Genomic DNA, 17,197 nt, shown 5'->3' with positions numbered 1-17,197 from the left:
GCGCTCACAAAATATTGGGGCCGCTACGCGGCCCGGCGCGAGCAAGCTCGCTCGCCACAGGGACTGTCGTTTACCGCAATGGAATGCTAACCGACTGCAAAAGCTTGCCCTCCCTATCGTGGTAACTCACCCGAACGTGCTCAGCCTCCACCACCAAATGCGCAAAATTATCCTGGCTCACGACCTTGCTCGTGAGCGCATGCCGATACTCGCCAGCCGCCGTCCGCGCCAGTGGCTGATCAAGAATGAACGTCGATTCGCTGGCATACGGCAGCAACTTGCTGTTGCACAGCGGCGAAGAGACGATCGTGTGAACCTCAAAGTCCCGATCCTCACTGTGGGTCAGACGGCTGGTGAGTGAGCCATGGACGTCGCCGGAAACGAAGATGACGTTCTGGATACGCTGTGTACGAATTGTCTCCAGCAATCGCAGGCGTTGTTCCGGAAAGGCTTTCCAGGCGTCGTCGCCGAGTTTTTTTCGGTCGGGGTAGAACATCACGCTGGTGACCACGAATTTGACCCGCGCCGGGCTATGAATCAGCCATTTGAGCAACGCTTGCTCCTGTTCCTCGTCGAGGATGCGTCGATCATCAGCGGACAGATTGCGACGGGTCCGGCTATCGGTGACAAACCATTCGATATCGCCTTCGGCAAACTGATACCAATACTGTTCCGCCTGGCGACTTATTTGACCGTCGGCCAGTAGTTCATGCGCCGGGCTGTGGCTGGCTTGATAGAGTTCATAGGCTGAGATGGCATTTTTATACAAGTAATCGTCGTCTTTACTCTTATTGGCGGGCCAGTTGTCTTCGATTTCATGGTCGTCGAGAATCATGTAAGTCGGCGTGCCAGACATCAACTTGCTGATGTGGGGCTGCGAAAAAGCCACGCGGTACTTGCTGAGTATCTCCTTATATTCCCGGTCGGGCGCAATGCGGTTCAAGTCATCGACGTAGATCTGGTCGCCGGTCATCAGCATGGCACTGATCGGCGGGATGGCCTGTTCCGCCAGTTGCGTGATCGACGCGAAGATCCGGTCACCCAGGTGCGGAGCCGACGCGATGCCTGCGGTCATGCGCAGATACCGGCACGACCCGACGATGTAGGCGCGGGGTAGGGCGGACTTGCTGGAGCGGGTACGAAAGCGATAAACCTCCCGTGGCCACTGCAGCGGCAACTCCTGCACGGTTTCCACGGTATGCACCGGGCTCATCGGGCTGAACCAGCCCGCTTGATATTCATACTCGGCATTTTCGTATAGCTGATTTAACCCAATGACATCAGACATATCCCGCAAGCGTGACAGTTTGGCAAACACGCCTTTGCTCCAGCGTTCTTCACCCAAGCGGCGATAGCGGATGCCAGCAAATACTGGGGCGTCATCTTGAGTGTCGCCGCGCAAAAAAATGCGCACGTGATTAGTTGTAGTGTGGCCAATAATCGGGCCGACAGTCGGTTTGAACATATTCGAATCCGTTCGAAGTAGTGCTAACTAAGCGATTGAGAGTGTCGAAGTTCGTCTTGAACTTCATGGAACTAAGCCTAGTTATTGGCTGATGAAAAATATCGAGCCGAAGTGGACTTGAGCTGTGGGCGAAGTAAGCCGCAGTTGTAGGAAAGTGGCAGGCATTTTCTGCCAGGCAAAAAAAAGCCCCGCCAAATTGGCGGGGTTGAGGTACGAGCGTGGCGCTCGGAAAACGTGGAACGCGACAGGCCCTCCAGTGAAGGAGGGCCGTCGGTGTTACAGCAGGATGGTGCGGATGTCCGCCAGCAGGTCGCTCAGACGCTTGGTGAAGCGTGCAGCAGCGGCGCCGTTGATCACACGGTGATCGTAGGACAGCGACAGTGGCAGCATCAGTTTCGGCTGGAAGGCTTTGCCGTCCCAGACTGGCTGGATGGTTGCCTTGGAAACACCGAGGATCGCCACTTCCGGCGCGTTGACGATCGGCGTGAAGCCGGTGCCGCCAATGTGGCCGAGGCTGGAAATGGTGAAGCAGGCGCCTTGCATGTCGTCAGCGGTGAGCTTCTTGTCGCGGGCCTTGGCGGCCAGCACAGCGGCTTCGGCTGCGAGTTGCAACAGGCTCTTCTGGTCGACGTTCTTGATGACCGGTACCAGCAGGCCATCCGGGGTGTCGACCGCGAAGCCGATGTTCACGTACTTCTTGCGGATGATTGCCTTGCCGCTTGGGGCCAGCGAACTGTTGAAGTCCGGCAGTTCCTTGAGCAGGTGCGCACACGACTTGAGCAGCAGTGGCAGGATGGTCAGCTTGACGCCGGCCTTCTCTGCAACGGCTTTCTGCGCAATGCGGAACGCTTCCAGGTCGGTGATATCAGCCGAATCGAACTGAGTCACGTGCGGAATGTTCAACCAGCTGCGGTGCAGGCTCGACGCGCCGATTTGCATCAGGCGAGTCATCGGCACTTCTTCGGTTTCACCGAAGCGGCTGAAGTCCACGACCGGGATCGGCGGGATGCCCGCGCCGCCGGTTGCGCCACCAGCGGCCGGTGCTTCCTTGGCCTTCTGCATCATGGCTTTGACGTAAACCTGCACGTCTTCTTTGAGCACACGACCGTGTGGGCCGCTTGGGCTGACCGCGCTCAGCTCGACGCCGAATTCACGGGCCAGTTGGCGAACGGCCGGGCCGGCGTGAACCTTGGCGCCAGGCTTGGCTGGAGCAGCGGCAGGTGCCGCCGGCGCCGGTGCGGCAGCAGCCGGTGCAGCAGCGGCTGGAGCAGGAGCGCTCGGGGCTGCGGCGGCCGGTGCTGGAGCAGCGGCAGGCGCAACGCCTTTGACTTTCAGCTTCAGGATCAGGTCGCCGGTACCGACTTCGTCATCCAGCTTGATGGAAACGCTTTCCACCACGCCAGCGGCAGGCGACGGGATTTCCATGCTCGCCTTGTCGGATTCCAGGGTGATCAGCGACTGGTCGGCGGTGACGGTGTCGCCAGCCTTGACCAGTACCTCGATGATCTTGGCCTTGCCCGACGAGCCGATGTCCGGGACGTGAATGTCCTGAACAGTGTCGGCAACCGGTGCAGCCGGAGCCGCAGCGGCTGGCGCTGGAGCAGCGGCGGCGGCAGGTGCAGCCGCCTGGGCCGGCGCGGCAGCAGCAGGGGCCGCAGCACCCGCCACTTTCAACGCCAGGATCAGGTCGCCGGTGCCGACTTCGTCGTTCAACTTGACGCTGATGCTTTCGACCACGCCAGCGGCAGGCGATGGAATTTCCATGCTCGCCTTGTCGGATTCCAGGGTGATCAGCGATTGATCAGCCTCGACGGTGTCGCCGACTTTGACCTGGATCTCGATGATCTGGGCCTTGCCCGACGAACCGATGTCCGGCACGTGTACTTGCTGGGTCGTTGCAGCCGCCGGCGCGGCGGCTGGAGCAGCAGCGGCGGCAGGTGCAGCCGCCGGTGCAGCTTCAGCTTTGGCAGCCGGTGCAGCAGCGGCAGGCGCAGGGGCCGCAGCAGCGGCACCTTCGACTTCCAGCTCCAGCAGTTCGTCGCCTTCTTTCAGGCGATCGCCGATTTTCACTTTCAGGCTTTTGACGACGCCGGCCTTGGGAGCAGGAATCTCCATGCTCGCCTTGTCCGACTCAAGCGTCAGGATGCTCTGGTCGGCTTCGATACGGTCGCCGACCTTCACAAATAGTTCGATTACTTCACCTTCACCGCTGCCGATGTCAGGTACTCGAATGAGTTCGCTCACAGATTGTCTCCTCAGCAGTCCAGTGGGTTGAGTTTTTCCGGGTTGATCCCGAACTTGACGATAGCCTCGGCCACCACCTTAGGTTCGATATCACCACGGTCAGCCAAGGCTTCCAGGGCTGCCAACACCACGAAATGACGGTCGACTTCGAAGAAGTGACGCAGCTTTTTACGGCTGTCACTGCGACCGAAACCGTCGGTGCCCAGGACTTTGAATTCCTTGGACGGGACCCACTGACGAATTTGTTCGGCGAACAGCTTCATGTAGTCGGTAGAGGCAATGACCGGACCTTTACGGCCGTTCAGGCACTCTTCGACGTAGCTCAGCTTCGGCTTCTGGCCAGGGTGCAGACGGTTGGTGCGCTCAACGGCCAGGCCGTCGCGACGCAGTTCGTTGAAGCTGGTAACGCTCCACACGTCAGCACCGATGTTGAACTCTTCACGCAGGATCTTCGCCGCTTCACGGACTTCACGCAGGATGGTGCCGGAGCCCATCAGTTGAACGTGGTGCGCCGCTTCGCGGGTGTCTTCCTCGAGCAGGTACATGCCCTTGATGATGCCTTCCTCGACACCGGCCGGCATGGCTGGCTGCTGGTAGGACTCGTTCATCACGGTGATGTAGTAGAAAACGTCCTGCTGCTCTTCGGTCATCTTCTTCATGCCGTCCTGGATGATCACCGCCAGCTCATAGCCGTAGGTTGGATCAAAGGTGCGGCAGTTCGGGATGGTGCCGGCCAGGATGTGGCTGTGACCATCTTCGTGTTGCAGGCCTTCGCCGTTCAGCGTGGTCCGGCCGGCGGTGCCGCCGATCAGGAAGCCACGGGTACGGCTGTCGCCAGCGGCCCAGGCGAGGTCGCCGATACGCTGGAAGCCGAACATCGAGTAGAAGATGTAGAACGGCAGCATTGGCTGGTTGTGGCTGGAGTACGAAGTACCGGCAGCGATGAAGGAGCTCATGGCGCCCGCTTCGTTGATGCCTTCTTCGAGGATCTGGCCCTTCTTGTCTTCGCGGTAGAACATCACCTGGTCTTTATCGACTGGCTCGTAGAGCTGGCCGACGGACGAGTAGATGCCCAACTGACGGAACATGCCTTCCATACCGAAGGTACGGGCTTCGTCCGGGATGATCGGAACGATGCGCGGGCCGATTTCCTTGTCCTTGACCAGTTGCGCGAGGATCCGCACGAACGCCATGGTGGTGGAAATTTCACGGTCGCCCGAGCCGTCAAGGATCGCCTTGAGGGTATCGAGGGATGGCGTCGGAACGCTGATGCTCTTGGCGCGACGCTGTGGCACGAAACCGCCGAGTGCAGTGCGGCGCTCGCTCAGGTAACGGGCTTCGGCGCTGTTTGGCTCTGGCTTGAAGAACGGCAGGTTCTCCAGCTCTTCGTCTTTGACCGGGATGTCGAAACGATCGCGGAACAGCTTCAGGCTTTCAACATCAACCTTCTTGGTGTTGTGCGCGGTGTTCTTCGCTTCGCCGGCACCGGTGCCATAACCCTTGATGGTCTTGGCCAGGATGACGGTTGGTTGTTCTTTGTGGTTGACCGCTTCGTGGTACGCCGCGTAGACCTTGTACGGGTCGTGGCCGCCACGGTTGAGTTTCCAGATCTCGTCGTCGGACAGATCAGCAACCATCGCCTTGAGTTCTGGCGAGTTGAAGAAGTGTTCACGTACGAACGCGCCGTCTTTGGCTTTGTAGTTCTGGTACTCGCCGTCGATGACTTCGTCCATGCGACGTTGCAGGATACCGTCGACGTCTTTGGCCAGCAGTGGGTCCCAGAAACGGCCCCAGATGACTTTGGTCACGTTCCACTGAGCACCGCGGAACACGCCTTCGAGTTCCTGGATGATCTTGCCGTTGCCGCGAACCGGGCCGTCGAGGCGCTGCAGGTTGCAGTTGATGACGAAGATCAGGTTGTCGAGCTTCTCGCGGCCAGCCAGGGAGATGGCGCCCAGGGATTCCGGCTCGTCACACTCGCCGTCGCCCAGGAAGCACCAGACTTTCTGCTTGCCTTCAGGAATGAAACCACGGGCTTCCAGGTACTTCATGAAACGTGCCTGGTAGATCGCCTGGATTGGGCCCAGACCCATGGATACGGTCGGGAACTGCCAGAAATCAGGCATCAGCCACGGGTGTGGATAGGACGACAGGCCGTGACCATCGACTTCCTGACGGAAGTTGTTCATCTGGTCTTCGGTGATGCGACCTTCCATGAACGCACGGGCGTAAACGCCTGGCGAGGTGTGACCCTGGAAGTAGATCAGGTCGCCGCCGTGTTCGTCGGTCGGGGCCTGGAAGAAGTAGTTGAAGCCGATGTCATACAGGGTGGCGCTGGAGGCGAAGCTGGAAATGTGACCGCCCAGGTCCGAATCTTTCAGGTTCGTACGCATCACCATGGCCATCGCGTTCCAGCGTACCAACGAGCGAATGCGGCGTTCCATGAACAGGTCGCCAGGCATGCGTGCTTCGTGGGTAACAGGAATGGTGTTGCGGTATGGCGTGGTGATGGCGTAAGGCAATTGCGAACCGCTGCGGGTCGCCAATTCGCCCATACGGGTCATCAGATAATGAGCGCGGTCTTCGCCTTCTTTGTCGAGAACCGATTCCAGGGCGTCCAGCCATTCCTGGGTTTCGACGGGATCGAGGTCTTGCATGGCTTGCTCCAGGGCGGAAAGGCTTCCAGAATCGGTTGCCTGAGTTTGCGACTGGCCTTGTGGGCAGACGATATAAATTCTTGGATTGCCGAGAGGTTGTTCCGGCGGCGTGTAGTTTTACTACAAATCAACGGGCATTTCAGCCTTTCGAATGTATAGACGAGTAGTAAAACTACAGATGAATGGCTTGTGGCCTCCGGCTGCGTTGTGAGAATAATCGTTAAGGTTGGTCTTTTGCCAACCAGAAAAGGTGAAAGCTTGATGTTGGCTGCCAAAATAAAAGAAATTTCAGCTATTTCTAACCTTTGTTCGACAGTCGGTCACGTAGCGTGTTTTCAAAATTCACTACATGCAGCCCTTCACACGCCGATCAAGGATAGACCATGACCCTGCCTTCGCTTGCCGAACTGCCCGCCATTCTCCAGCCGTTGGTCACCCGTGCCGAGCAGTCGTTCCGTGCGGCGGTGGCCTTATTAGAAGACGAACATGGCTTGTCTGCCTGGACGCCGGAACGCTGGGCGCAATTCGCCCGCATCGCCGCGGCCAGCGACTTTGTGATTGAACAGAGCGTTCGTGACCCTTTGATGTTGCTGGGGCTGGTGCAGTCCGGTGAACTTGATCGCAGCTTCGCCCCCGGCGAGTTGTGCGCGCAGATCGCGGCGGCAGTCAATGCCGCTGAAACCGAAGACGAACTCGGTCGCGCCCTGCGCCGCCAGCGCACCCGCCAGCAAGTACGAATCATCTGGCGCGACCTGAACCGCCAGGCGGATCTGGTCCAGACCTGCCGCGACCTCTCGGACATGGCCGATGCCAGCATCGATCAGGCCTATCAGTGGTTGTACTCGCGGCATTGCCAGCAATTCGGCGTGCCCACCGGCCGGCGCAGCGGCGAGCCGCAGCAAATGGTCATCCTCGGCATGGGCAAGCTCGGCGCGGTGGAGCTGAACCTGTCGTCGGACATCGACCTGATCTTCGCCTACCCCGAGGGCGGCGAAACCGTCGGCGTGAAACGCTCGCTGGATAACCAGGAATTTTTCATTCGTCTCGGCCAGCGCCTGATCAAGGCCCTCGACCCGATGACCGTCGACGGTTTTGTGTTCCGTGTCGACATGCGCCTGCGTCCTTACGGCTCGGCCGGTGCGTTGGTCTTGAGCTTCAACGCGCTGGAACAGTATTACCAGGACCAGGGCCGCGACTGGGAACGCTACGCGATGATCAAGTCGCGGGTGGTGGCCGGCGATCAAGTGGCCGGCGCGCAGTTGCAGGAAATGCTGCGCCCGTTCGTTTACCGCCGTTACCTCGACTTCTCCGCCATCGAAGCGCTGCGCACCATGAAGCAGCTGATTCAGCAGGAAGTCCGGCGCAAAGGCATGGCCGACAACATCAAGCTCGGCTCCGGCGGCATTCGTGAAGTCGAGTTCATTGCCCAGGCCTTCCAGTTGATTCACGGCGGGCGCGACCTGAGCCTGCAACAACGTCCGCTATTAAAAGTACTGAGCACCCTCGAAGGCCAGGGTTACCTGCCGGCGCCGGTGATCAGTGAGTTGCGCGACGGTTACGAATTCCTGCGTTACACCGAACACGCGATCCAGGCGATTGCCGACCGCCAGACCCAGATGCTGCCGGATGGCGCACAGGATCAGGCGCGGATTGCGTTCATGCTCGGCTTTGCCGATTGGGATGCGTTCCATGAGCGACTGATGTATTGGCGCGGCCGCGTGGCTTGGCACTTTGCCCAGGTGATTGCTGACCCTGATGAAGAGGAAGGCACTGAGGCCGAAGTGGTGGTCGGCGGTGAATGGCTGCCGTTGTGGGAAGAGTCCCAGGATGAAGAAGCCGCTTGCCGACAGTTGGAGCAGGGTGGCTTTGCCGATGCTTCCAAGGCCCTGAAAACCTTGGCCAGCCTGCGTGGCAGTCCGCAACTGCGAGCCATGCAGCGCCTGGGACGTGAACGTCTCGATGCGTTTATTCCACGCTTGCTGGCCCAGGCTGTGGAACATGCCAATCCGGATCTGGTGTTGGAGCGGGTGCTGCCGCTGGTTGAGGCGGTGGCCCGGCGTTCGGCTTATTTAGTGCTGCTGACGGAAAACCCCGGCGCCCTGCGTCGCTTGCTGACCTTGTGCGCCGCGAGCCCATGGATTGCCGAGCAGATCACCCGTTTCCCGCTGTTGCTCGATGAGCTGCTCAACGAAGGCCGACTGTTCAAGCCGCCGCTGGCGCCGGAATTGGCCGCCGAATTGCGCGAACGTCTGACGCGGATTCCTGAGGACGATCTCGAACAGCAAATGGAAGCCCTGCGGCATTTCAAACTCGCGCATCGCTTGCGCGTGGCCGCGTCAGAAATCTCCGGCAGCTTGCCGTTGATGAAAGTCAGCGATTACCTGACCTGGCTCGCCGAAGCGATCCTCGAACAAGTGCTGGCCCTGGCCTGGCGTCAAACCGTGGCCAAATACGGCACGCCGCTGCGCAACGATGGCACCTTGTGCGATCCCGGCTTCGTGATTGTCGGTTATGGGAAGGTCGGTGGCCTGGAATTGGGGCATGGTTCCGACCTGGACCTGGTGTTTATCCACGACGGCGATCCGCAGGCGGAAACCGACGGGGCGAAACCCATCGACGGCGCGCAGTTCTTTACGCGGTTGGGGCAGCGGATCATTCACTTGCTGACGGCGCAGACCAACTCCGGCCAGTTGTATGAAGTGGACATGCGTCTGCGACCGTCCGGTGCGTCCGGGTTGTTGGTGAGTTCTTTGGGGGCGTTTGCCCGTTATCAGGAAAACGAAGCCTGGACCTGGGAGCATCAGGCGCTGGTGCGGGCGCGGGTGCTGGTGGGCAGTCAGGATGTCGGCCAGGCGTTCGAGAAGGTCCGCGCGGCGATTTTGGGCAAGGCGCGGGATTTGCCGACCTTGCGCCAGGAGGTCAGCGAGATGCGCGCCAAGATGCGCGATAACCTTGGCAGCAAGAGCACCGCCGCCGGCACCGCGGCAAATGCCTTCGAGGCCACGGCGCCGTTCGATCTCAAGCAGGACGCCGGAGGTATCGTCGATATTGAATTTATGGTGCAATACGCGGCCCTGGCGTGGTCCGAACAGCACCCGTCATTGCTGCGCTGGACCGATAACATCCGCATTCTGGAAGAGTTGGAACAGGCCGGGCTGATGCCCGTCGAGGACGCCAGCCTGTTGCGCGAGGCCTATAAAGCCTACCGCTCCGCCGCACACCGGCAGGCCTTGCAGAAGGATCCGGGGGTGATACCGGGCGACCAGTTCGCAGACGAACGGCGCCAGGTGTTGCGGATCTGGAAAGAGATGGGGTTAAGCTGAAACCGGATAATTGAAACACCCAATACCCCTTGTGGGAGCGGGCTTGCTCGCGAAAGCGGAGTGTCAGTCAACATCAATGTTGAATGTTATGGCCCCTTCGCGAGCAAGCCCGCTCCCACAGTTAATCTGCGGTGTTTGGTAGATTGAAGCAGCTAAGCTACACCGCACTGGATGTGCACCAATACCCAATGTGGGAGCGGCGGTTCGACGTTTCGACGTGCTCGCGATAGCGGAGTGACAGTCGACAGCAATGTTGAAGGTGATGACCCATCGCAAGCCGCCATGCTCCCACAGTGATTCTCGAGGCGGGGAGGCGTATGCCTCCCCGGTTCGTTTTTGGAAACCACATGAAAATTCTGATCGTTGGGCCCAGTTGGGTCGGTGACATGGTGATGGCGCAGACACTGTTTCAGTGTCTCAAGCAACGCCACCCGCAATGCGAAATCGACGTCCTGGCCCCCGAGTGGAGCCGGCCGATCCTTGAGCGTATGCCCGAAGTGCGTCAGGCCTTGAGCTTTCCGCTCGGCCACGGTGCCCTCGAATTGGCGACGCGTCGGCGCATCGGCAAATCCCTGGCCGGCCAGTACGACCAGGCGATCCTGCTGCCCAATTCCCTGAAGTCGGCGCTGGTGCCGTTCTTCGCCGGCATCCCGAAACGCACGGGCTGGCGTGGCGAATTCCGCTACGGTCTGCTCAACGACGTGCGTACGCTGGATAAAGAGCGTTACCCGCTGATGATCGAACGCTTCATGGCCCTGGCCTATGAGTCGGGCGCCGATCTGCCGCAACCTTATCCACGCCCGAGCCTGCAAATCGACCCGGTCACCCGCGAAGCGGCGCTGGCCAAGTTCGGCCTGGCCCTGGATCGCCCGGTGTTGGCCCTTTGCCCTGGCGCCGAATTCGGCGAGTCCAAGCGCTGGCCGTCCGAGCACTACGCCAAGGTCGCCGAAGCGAAGATCCGCGAAGGCTGGCAGGTTTGGCTGTTCGGTTCGAAAAACGATCACGCGGTCGGCGAAGACATCCGCGCACGGCTGATTCCCGGTTTACGCGAAGAATCGGTGAACCTCAGCGGCGGCACCTCCTTGGCTGAGGCCATCGACCTGATGTCCTGCGCCGACGCGGTGGTCTCCAACGATTCCGGCCTGATGCACGTTGCTGCGGCGCTGAACCGTCCGCTGGTCGCCGTCTACGGCTCGACCTCGCCGGGCTTCACCCCGCCGCTGGCCGAGCACGTCGAGATCGTGCGCCTGGGCCTCGATTGCAGCCCTTGCTTTGATCGTACCTGCCGCTTCGGCCATTACAACTGCCTGCGCCAGTTGGAGCCGCAACCTGTGAATGAAGCCTTGCAGCGGTTGCTGGGCACTGTGGTCGAGGTCAATTAGTTTGCGGGTACTGTTGATCAAGACTTCTTCGCTGGGCGACGTGATTCATGCGTTGCCGGCGTTGACCGACGCGGCGCGGGCGATCCCCGGCATCACGTTCGACTGGGTGGTGGAAGAAGGCTTTGCCGAGATTCCGACCTGGCACCCGGCCGTGGGCAAGGTGATTCCGGTGGCGATCCGTCGCTGGCGCAAAAACATCTGGCAGACGATTAAAAGTGGCGAGTGGAAGCGCTTCAAACAAAGCGTTCGCGCCACTAAATACGACTTGGTGATCGACGCTCAGGGCCTGCTGAAAAGCGCCTGGCTGACGCGCTACGTCAAGGCCCCGGTGGCCGGTCTGGATAAAGATTCGGCGCGCGAACCGATGGCTGCACGATTCTATTCCCGGCGCCTCGCGGTCGGTCGTGGTCAGCATGCGGTCGAGCGCGTGCGCCAGTTGTTTGCGTTGGCTTTGGGCTATGACTTGCCCAAAGGCTTGGGCGACTACGGCCTGAGCGTCGAGCGTCTGGTCGAGTTGCCGCGCAAGAATCCTTACGTACTGTTCCTGCACGGCACCACGTGGGACACCAAGCACTGGCCCGAAGCTTACTGGCGTGAACTGGCCGAGCGCGTCGGGCACCTCGGCGTGGCGGTAAAACTGCCGTGGGGCAACCCGATAGAGAAGGCCCGGGCCGAGCGCATCGCCGCCGGGTTCCGGCATGTCGAAGTGCTGCCGAAACTGAATCTGGCCGGCGTCGGTAAAGTCTTGGCCGGCGCCCAGGCGTGCGTAGCGGTGGACACCGGTCTCGGTCATCTGGCCGCCGCGCTGGATGTGCCGACGCTGTCGCTGTTCGGCCCGACCAATCCGGGCCTGACCGGCGCCTACGGCAAGGCGCAGATTCATATCGCCAGCGACTTCCCCTGCGCGCCTTGCCTGCAAAAGAAATGCACCTATCAACCGACGGCCGAAGACGCCCGTCAGTTTGACCTGAAACGCGAGTGGCCCCTGTGCTTCACGCGTCTGAATCCCCAGCGTGTCGCCAGCCGACTGAGCACGTTGTTACTGGCTGAGGAGCTGCGCTGATGCAATTGGCTTTTGTCCTTTATAAATATTTCCCGTTTGGCGGTTTGCAGCGCGATTTCATGCGCATCGCCCTGGAGTGTCAGCAGCGCGGTCACACGATCCGCGTCTACACGTTGATCTGGGAAGGCGATGTGCCGCCGGGTTTCGAAGTGCTGGTGGCGCCGGTCAAGGCGTTCTTCAATCATCGGCGCAACGAAAAACTCACCGAGTGGATGGAGGCCGACCTGGCCAAGCGTCCGGTGGATCGCCTGATCGGCTTCAACAAGATGCCGGGCCTGGACGTCTACTACGCCGCCGACGGTTGCTTCGAAGACAAGGCGCAGAACCTGCGCAACTCGCTGTACCGGCGCTGGGGCCGCTACCGGCACTTCGCTGAGTACGAGCGAGCGGTGTTCGCGAAGGACGCCAAGACCGAAGTGCTGATGATTTCCGAAGTCCAGCAGCCGTTGTTCATCAAGCATTACGACACGCCGCTGGAACGCTTCCATTTGCTGCCACCGGGCATTTCCCAGGACCGTCGCGCACCCGCGAACGCGTCCGAGATTCGCGCCGAGTTCCGCCGCGAGTTCAACCTCAAGGATGACGATTTGCTGCTGGTGCAGATCGGCTCCGGGTTCAAGACCAAGGGCGTGGATCGCAGCCTCAAGTCGCTGGCGGCGCTGCCGTCGGAACTGAAAAAACGCACCCGGCTATTTGTAATTGGCCAGGACGACCCCAAATTATTCCAGATGCAGAGCGCCACGCTGGGGCTCGGCGATAACGTGACGTTCCTCAAGGGCCGCAGCGATATCCCGCGTTTCCTGTTGGGCGCCGACCTGTTGATCCACCCGGCCTACAACGAAAACACCGGCACGGTGCTGCTTGAAGCGCTGGTTGCCGGGTTGCCGGTGCTGGTGAGCGCGGTGTGTGGTTACGCCCATTACATCGCCGAGGCCGACGCTGGCCTGGTGCTGGACGAACCGTTCGATCAGGCGCAGCTCACGCAATACCTGACCGGCATGTTGAATGACGCTCAAGCACGGGCGGCCTGGAGCCGCAACGGTCTGGCCTTCGCCGAGACGGCCGACCTCTACAGCATGCCGCAACACGCGGCCGATGTGATTCTGGCGGAGCACGCTTAATGAAGTTGATGCTGGCTGAACCGTTCAAAAGCCTCTGGGCCGGACGCGACCCGTTCGCCGAAGTCGAGGGCTTGCAGGGCGAGGTATACCGCGAGCTCGAAGCGCGCCGGACCTTGCGCACCGAAGTGAACGGCAACGGGTTTTTCGTGAAGATTCACCGTGGCATCGGCTGGGGCGAGATCTTCAAGAACCTGCTCACCGCCAAGCTGCCGGTGCTCGGCGCGGGCCAGGAGTGGAAGGCCATTCAGCGCCTGCAAGATGTCGGCGTACCGACCATGACCGCCGTGGCTTACGGTGAGAAGGGCAGCAACCCGGCGGACCAGCATTCGTTCATCGTCACCGAAGAACTGGCGCCGACTGTCAGCCTCGAAGATTTCAGCATCGACTGGGTCAAGAACCCGCCAGAGCCGAAACTCAAACGAGCGCTGATCGCCGAAGTCGCGCGCATGACCGGCATGATGCACCGCGCCGGGGTCAACCACCGCGACTGCTACATCTGCCACTTTCTGCTGCACACCGATAAACCGGTGACGGCTGGAGACTTCAAGCTCTCGGTGATCGACCTGCACCGCGCCCAGACCCGCCCGGCGATTACCCAACGCTGGCGCAACAAGGATCTGGCTGCGCTGTACTTTTCGGCCCTGGACATCGGCCTGACCCAGCGCGACAAACTGCGTTTCCTCAAGGGCTACTTCCAGCAGCCGTTGCGCCAGATCCTGGCCGAGGAAGCGGCGCTGCTCTCGTGGCTCGAAGGCAAGGCCAACAAGCTCTACGACCGTAAACAGCGATACGGGGATGCGCTCTGATGCCGGGTTGGAAACTCGAACCTGCCTACAGTGATCTCGCCGAAGACTTCGGCAGTCTGGAGGCAGTGTTTGCCCTACAGGGCGAGCGCCTGACCCGCGACCCGTTGTCCGAGGTCATCCGGGTCAAGCGCAACGGCGTCAACTACTACGTCAAACGTTACGTCGGCGCCGGCAAAGGCCTGCGCCGTTATCTGGGCAAGCCACGGGTGAAAGCCGAGTGGCAAAACCTCAAGCGTTTCGCCAAGTGGGGCATCCCGACCGCCGAAGTGGTGGCCTGGGGCCTGGAGCGTCGCGGCGCGGCGTATGACCGTGGGGCGATGATCACCCGTGAGTTGCCGAATACCGAAGACCTGTCTGCCCTGGCTGACCGGCACGACCCGAAACTGGCGGACCGCGCCTGGGTCGATAACATCAGTCGGCAACTGGCGGGCTACACCCGGACCATGCACGACAATCGCTTCACCCATAACGATTTGAAGTGGCGCAACCTGCTGATCGACGATGACGACAAGCTGTTCCTGATCGATTGCCCCAACGGCGATTTCTGGCGCGGCTTCTGGCTCAAGTACCGGATCACCAAGGACCTGGCCTGCCTCGACAAGGTGGCCAAGTATCACCTGTCGGCGACTCAGCGCCTGCGCTTCTACCTGCAATACCGTGGGCGTGAACGCCTGAATGCCGCCGACAAGAAGCGTATTCGGCACGTGGTGAGATTTTTCGAGGGACGCGAATGACTGATTTTCTGGCCGCTGAAGACCGTGCGCTGCTTGAGCGTCACGGCCTCGGCACCTTCGACGCCCTGTGGGCCAAGCAGCTCGATGCGGTGGATGAACCCAACACCGCGCGCGGTGGCTGGAGCAGCGTGTTTCGGCTGGACCTGGAAGGTCAGGGCTTTTACCTCAAGCGCCAGAGCAACTACCTGACGCGCACCTTTCATGCGCCGTTCGGCGAGCCGAGTTTTGCCCGCGAGTTTCGCAACATCACGCGCTATCAAAAGATGGGCATCCCGGCGCTGCAAGCGGCGTTCTTCGGTGAGCGTAAGGTCGATGGCGAAGTCCGCGCGATTCTGCTGACCCGTGCGCTGGATGGCTGGGACGACCTGGATTCGCTGTTGCAGCGTTGGTCGGAGCTGAGCGAAGCGCAGCATTCGGCGATCCTGCACGCTTGTGGACAACTGGCGCGGCACCTGCACGGCGTGCGTCAGGTCCACGGTTGCTTTTACCCCAAACACATTTTCCTGCGAGCCACCGGCGATGGTTACCAGGCGCAGTTGATCGACCTGGAAAAAACCCGACCCTTGCTGTTCGGCCAGCGTGACCGGATCAAGGATCTGGAGCCGTTGGTGCGCCGGGCGCCGGAGTGGGACGAAGGCCAATTGCGCGAGTTGTTGGCGAGTTATGTGGATCAGTCCAAAGACAGTTCGCTGGTGGACAACTGGGTTTCGCGACTGACCGCGCGGCGCAGCCACAAGGAGACGCGTTGATGCGTTTGTCCGAACTGAAAAACGCCGGTCGCAGCCCGAGCCTGCCGCTGAGCATTCCACTGGCGGATGCCGCCGGACCTGCTGACTTGCAACTGTTAACGCTTTTGCGCGTATTGCCGGGGCAGCGTTATGTCGGTGCTGGTGTCTGGCGTGGCCGACCGGTGCTGGCCAAGTTGTTGGTCGGCAGCAAAGCCGCACGCCACTTTCAGCGCGAGCGCGATGGCGTACGCCTCCTCGCCGATCAGGGCCTGACCACGCCGCAACTGTTGGCGGATGGTTTGAAGGACGGCGAGGGCGGTTGGCTGCTGTTCGATTTCATCGAAGGCGCCGAGAGCCTGGGCGACACCTGGAAACAGGTCGAACACTTGCCGGTGCTGGCGGATATGCAAGGCGCGGTGCTGGCCGAGGCGTTGGGCGCCATCGGCCAAATGCATCGCAAAGGTTTGTGGCAGGAAGATCTGCATCTGGACAATCTCCTGCGCCAGCGCGGTCGGTTGTACTTGATCGATGGCGGCGGCGTCTGTGCCGAAACTCCTGGTCAGCCGTTGTCACGCCAGAAAGTCCTGGAAAACCTCGGGGTGTTTTTCGCCCAGTTGCCCAAGTCGCTGGAGCCGTTCACCGAAGAATTGCTGGTGTACTACCTGTTGAGCAACGGCGAGCACGCCTTGCCGATGGAAGCCTTGCAGAAGCAGATCGACAAGGTTCGCCGCTGGCGCTTGAGGGACTTCCTGATCAAGTGCGGCCGTGAATGCACGCTGTTCAGTGTCCAGCGCGGGGCGTTCGGTTTGCAGGCGATTCGTCGTGAGGAAGAAACGGCGATGTTGCCGGTGCTGGAGCAGGCCGATGCCTTGCTCGACCGGGGCCACCTGTACAAGACCGGCGGCGCGGCGAGCGTCGGCAAGGTCGAAGTGGCGGGGCGCCCGCTGGTGATCAAGCGCTACAACATCAAGGGCTTTGCCCATTGGCTGAAGCGCTTCTGGCGCCCAAGCCGGGCCTGGCATTCCTGGCGAGAAGGCAATCGCCTGGCGTTCCTGGGGATTGCCACACCCAAGCCGCTGGCCGTGCTGGAAAAGCGCTTCCTGTGGTTGCGCAGCCGGGCTTATCTGGTGACCGAGTACTTGGCGGGGCCGGACATCATCGAGCGGTTTGCGCCGTACGTTGAGAGCGGTGAAGCGCCGGAGGCTGAGTTGCTGGCGCTGGATAACCTGTTCGCCGAACTGATTCGCGAGCGGATCAGCCATGGCGATTTCAAGGGTCACAACCTGTTCTGGCAGCAGGATCGCTGGGCACTGATTGACCTTGATTCCATGTGTCAGCACGGCTCCGTGGGCAGCTTTGCCCCAGCGTATGCGCGGGATCGGGCGCGGTTTATGCGTAACTGGCCTGAGAGCAGCGCGCTGTATCAGGTGATCGATCAGCGTTTGCCAAAAGACATCTCCAGCGCTGCCTGAATCGCCTTCGCGAGCAAGCCCGCTCCCACATTTGGAATGCATTCCCCTGTGGGAGCGGGCTTGCTCGCGAAGAGGCCCTTACATTTAGCGAAAATCCCCCGGTCGGTCATCGGAGGACAAGTTCTTAAGAACCGTCCTACACAATCCACAGACCCCATGAACTGTGCCCTGAACCACCCCGATGCTAGTTTGCCTGACGATC

General features: G+C 60.7%; 11 protein-coding genes. 8 read left to right on the top strand and 3 right to left on the bottom strand.

What is annotated here, in order from left to right; genetic code table 11:
* Window positions 1–70: 70 nt before the first annotated feature.
* The 3 genes from NK667_RS24835 to aceE form a co-directional block, all read right to left on the bottom strand.
* A complete protein-coding gene (locus NK667_RS24835) occupies window positions 71–1,465 on the bottom strand; it encodes an alkaline phosphatase D family protein (protein ID WP_054616429.1) in 1,395 nt (464 codons plus the stop codon).
* A gap of 276 nt (window positions 1,466–1,741) precedes the next feature.
* On the bottom strand, window positions 1,742–3,709 hold the full coding sequence (gene aceF, locus NK667_RS24830) for a dihydrolipoyllysine-residue acetyltransferase (protein ID WP_054616428.1): 1,968 nt from the start codon (window positions 3,707–3,709) through the stop codon (window positions 1,742–1,744).
* An 11-nt stretch (window positions 3,710–3,720) separates the two neighbouring features.
* A complete protein-coding gene (aceE, locus tag NK667_RS24825) occupies window positions 3,721–6,366 on the bottom strand; it encodes a pyruvate dehydrogenase (acetyl-transferring), homodimeric type (protein ID WP_054616427.1) in 2,646 nt (881 codons plus the stop codon).
* A 383-nt stretch (window positions 6,367–6,749) separates the two neighbouring features.
* On the opposite strand from aceE, the gene glnE reads away from it, so the two are divergent.
* From glnE to NK667_RS24785, 8 genes are all read left to right on the top strand, one after another.
* Window positions 6,750–9,689, top strand: coding sequence for a bifunctional [glutamate--ammonia ligase]-adenylyl-L-tyrosine phosphorylase/[glutamate--ammonia-ligase] adenylyltransferase (glnE, locus tag NK667_RS24820; protein ID WP_054616426.1), 2,940 nt, complete (start codon window positions 6,750–6,752; stop codon window positions 9,687–9,689).
* Window positions 9,690–10,036: 347 nt separating this feature from the next.
* Window positions 10,037–11,071 (top strand): lipopolysaccharide heptosyltransferase II, encoded by a 1,035-nt coding sequence (waaF, locus tag NK667_RS24815; RefSeq protein ID WP_054616425.1) that lies wholly within the window; start codon window positions 10,037–10,039, stop codon window positions 11,069–11,071.
* Window position 11,072: 1 nt separating this feature from the next.
* A complete protein-coding gene (gene waaC, locus NK667_RS24810) occupies window positions 11,073–12,134 on the top strand; it encodes a lipopolysaccharide heptosyltransferase I (protein ID WP_054616424.1) in 1,062 nt (353 codons plus the stop codon).
* Complete coding sequence (locus NK667_RS24805) at window positions 12,134–13,255, top strand: glycosyltransferase family 4 protein (RefSeq protein ID WP_054616423.1); 1,122 nt, start codon at window positions 12,134–12,136, stop codon at window positions 13,253–13,255. Before waaC ends, NK667_RS24805 begins: the two co-directional genes overlap by 1 nt.
* On the top strand, window positions 13,255–14,061 hold the full coding sequence (gene rfaP / locus NK667_RS24800) for a lipopolysaccharide core heptose(I) kinase RfaP (RefSeq protein ID WP_054053252.1): 807 nt from the start codon (window positions 13,255–13,257) through the stop codon (window positions 14,059–14,061). Before NK667_RS24805 ends, rfaP begins: the two co-directional genes overlap by 1 nt.
* On the top strand, window positions 14,061–14,795 hold the full coding sequence (locus NK667_RS24795) for a lipopolysaccharide kinase InaA family protein (protein ID WP_054616422.1): 735 nt from the start codon (window positions 14,061–14,063) through the stop codon (window positions 14,793–14,795). Before rfaP ends, NK667_RS24795 begins: the two co-directional genes overlap by 1 nt.
* On the top strand, window positions 14,792–15,544 hold the full coding sequence (locus NK667_RS24790) for a lipopolysaccharide kinase InaA family protein (RefSeq protein ID WP_054616421.1): 753 nt from the start codon (window positions 14,792–14,794) through the stop codon (window positions 15,542–15,544). The genes NK667_RS24795 and NK667_RS24790 overlap by 4 nt, the downstream gene beginning before the upstream one ends.
* Complete coding sequence (locus NK667_RS24785; protein WP_054616420.1) at window positions 15,544–16,995, top strand: lipopolysaccharide kinase InaA family protein; 1,452 nt, start codon at window positions 15,544–15,546, stop codon at window positions 16,993–16,995. The genes NK667_RS24790 and NK667_RS24785 overlap by 1 nt, the downstream gene beginning before the upstream one ends.
* Window positions 16,996–17,197: the final 202 nt, after the last annotated feature.

The sequence above is a fragment of the Pseudomonas nunensis genome (genome assembly GCF_024296925.1).
Lineage (GTDB): Bacteria > Pseudomonadota > Gammaproteobacteria > Pseudomonadales > Pseudomonadaceae > Aquipseudomonas > Aquipseudomonas nunensis.
This window is presented reverse-complemented; position numbering and strand designations above follow the sequence as displayed.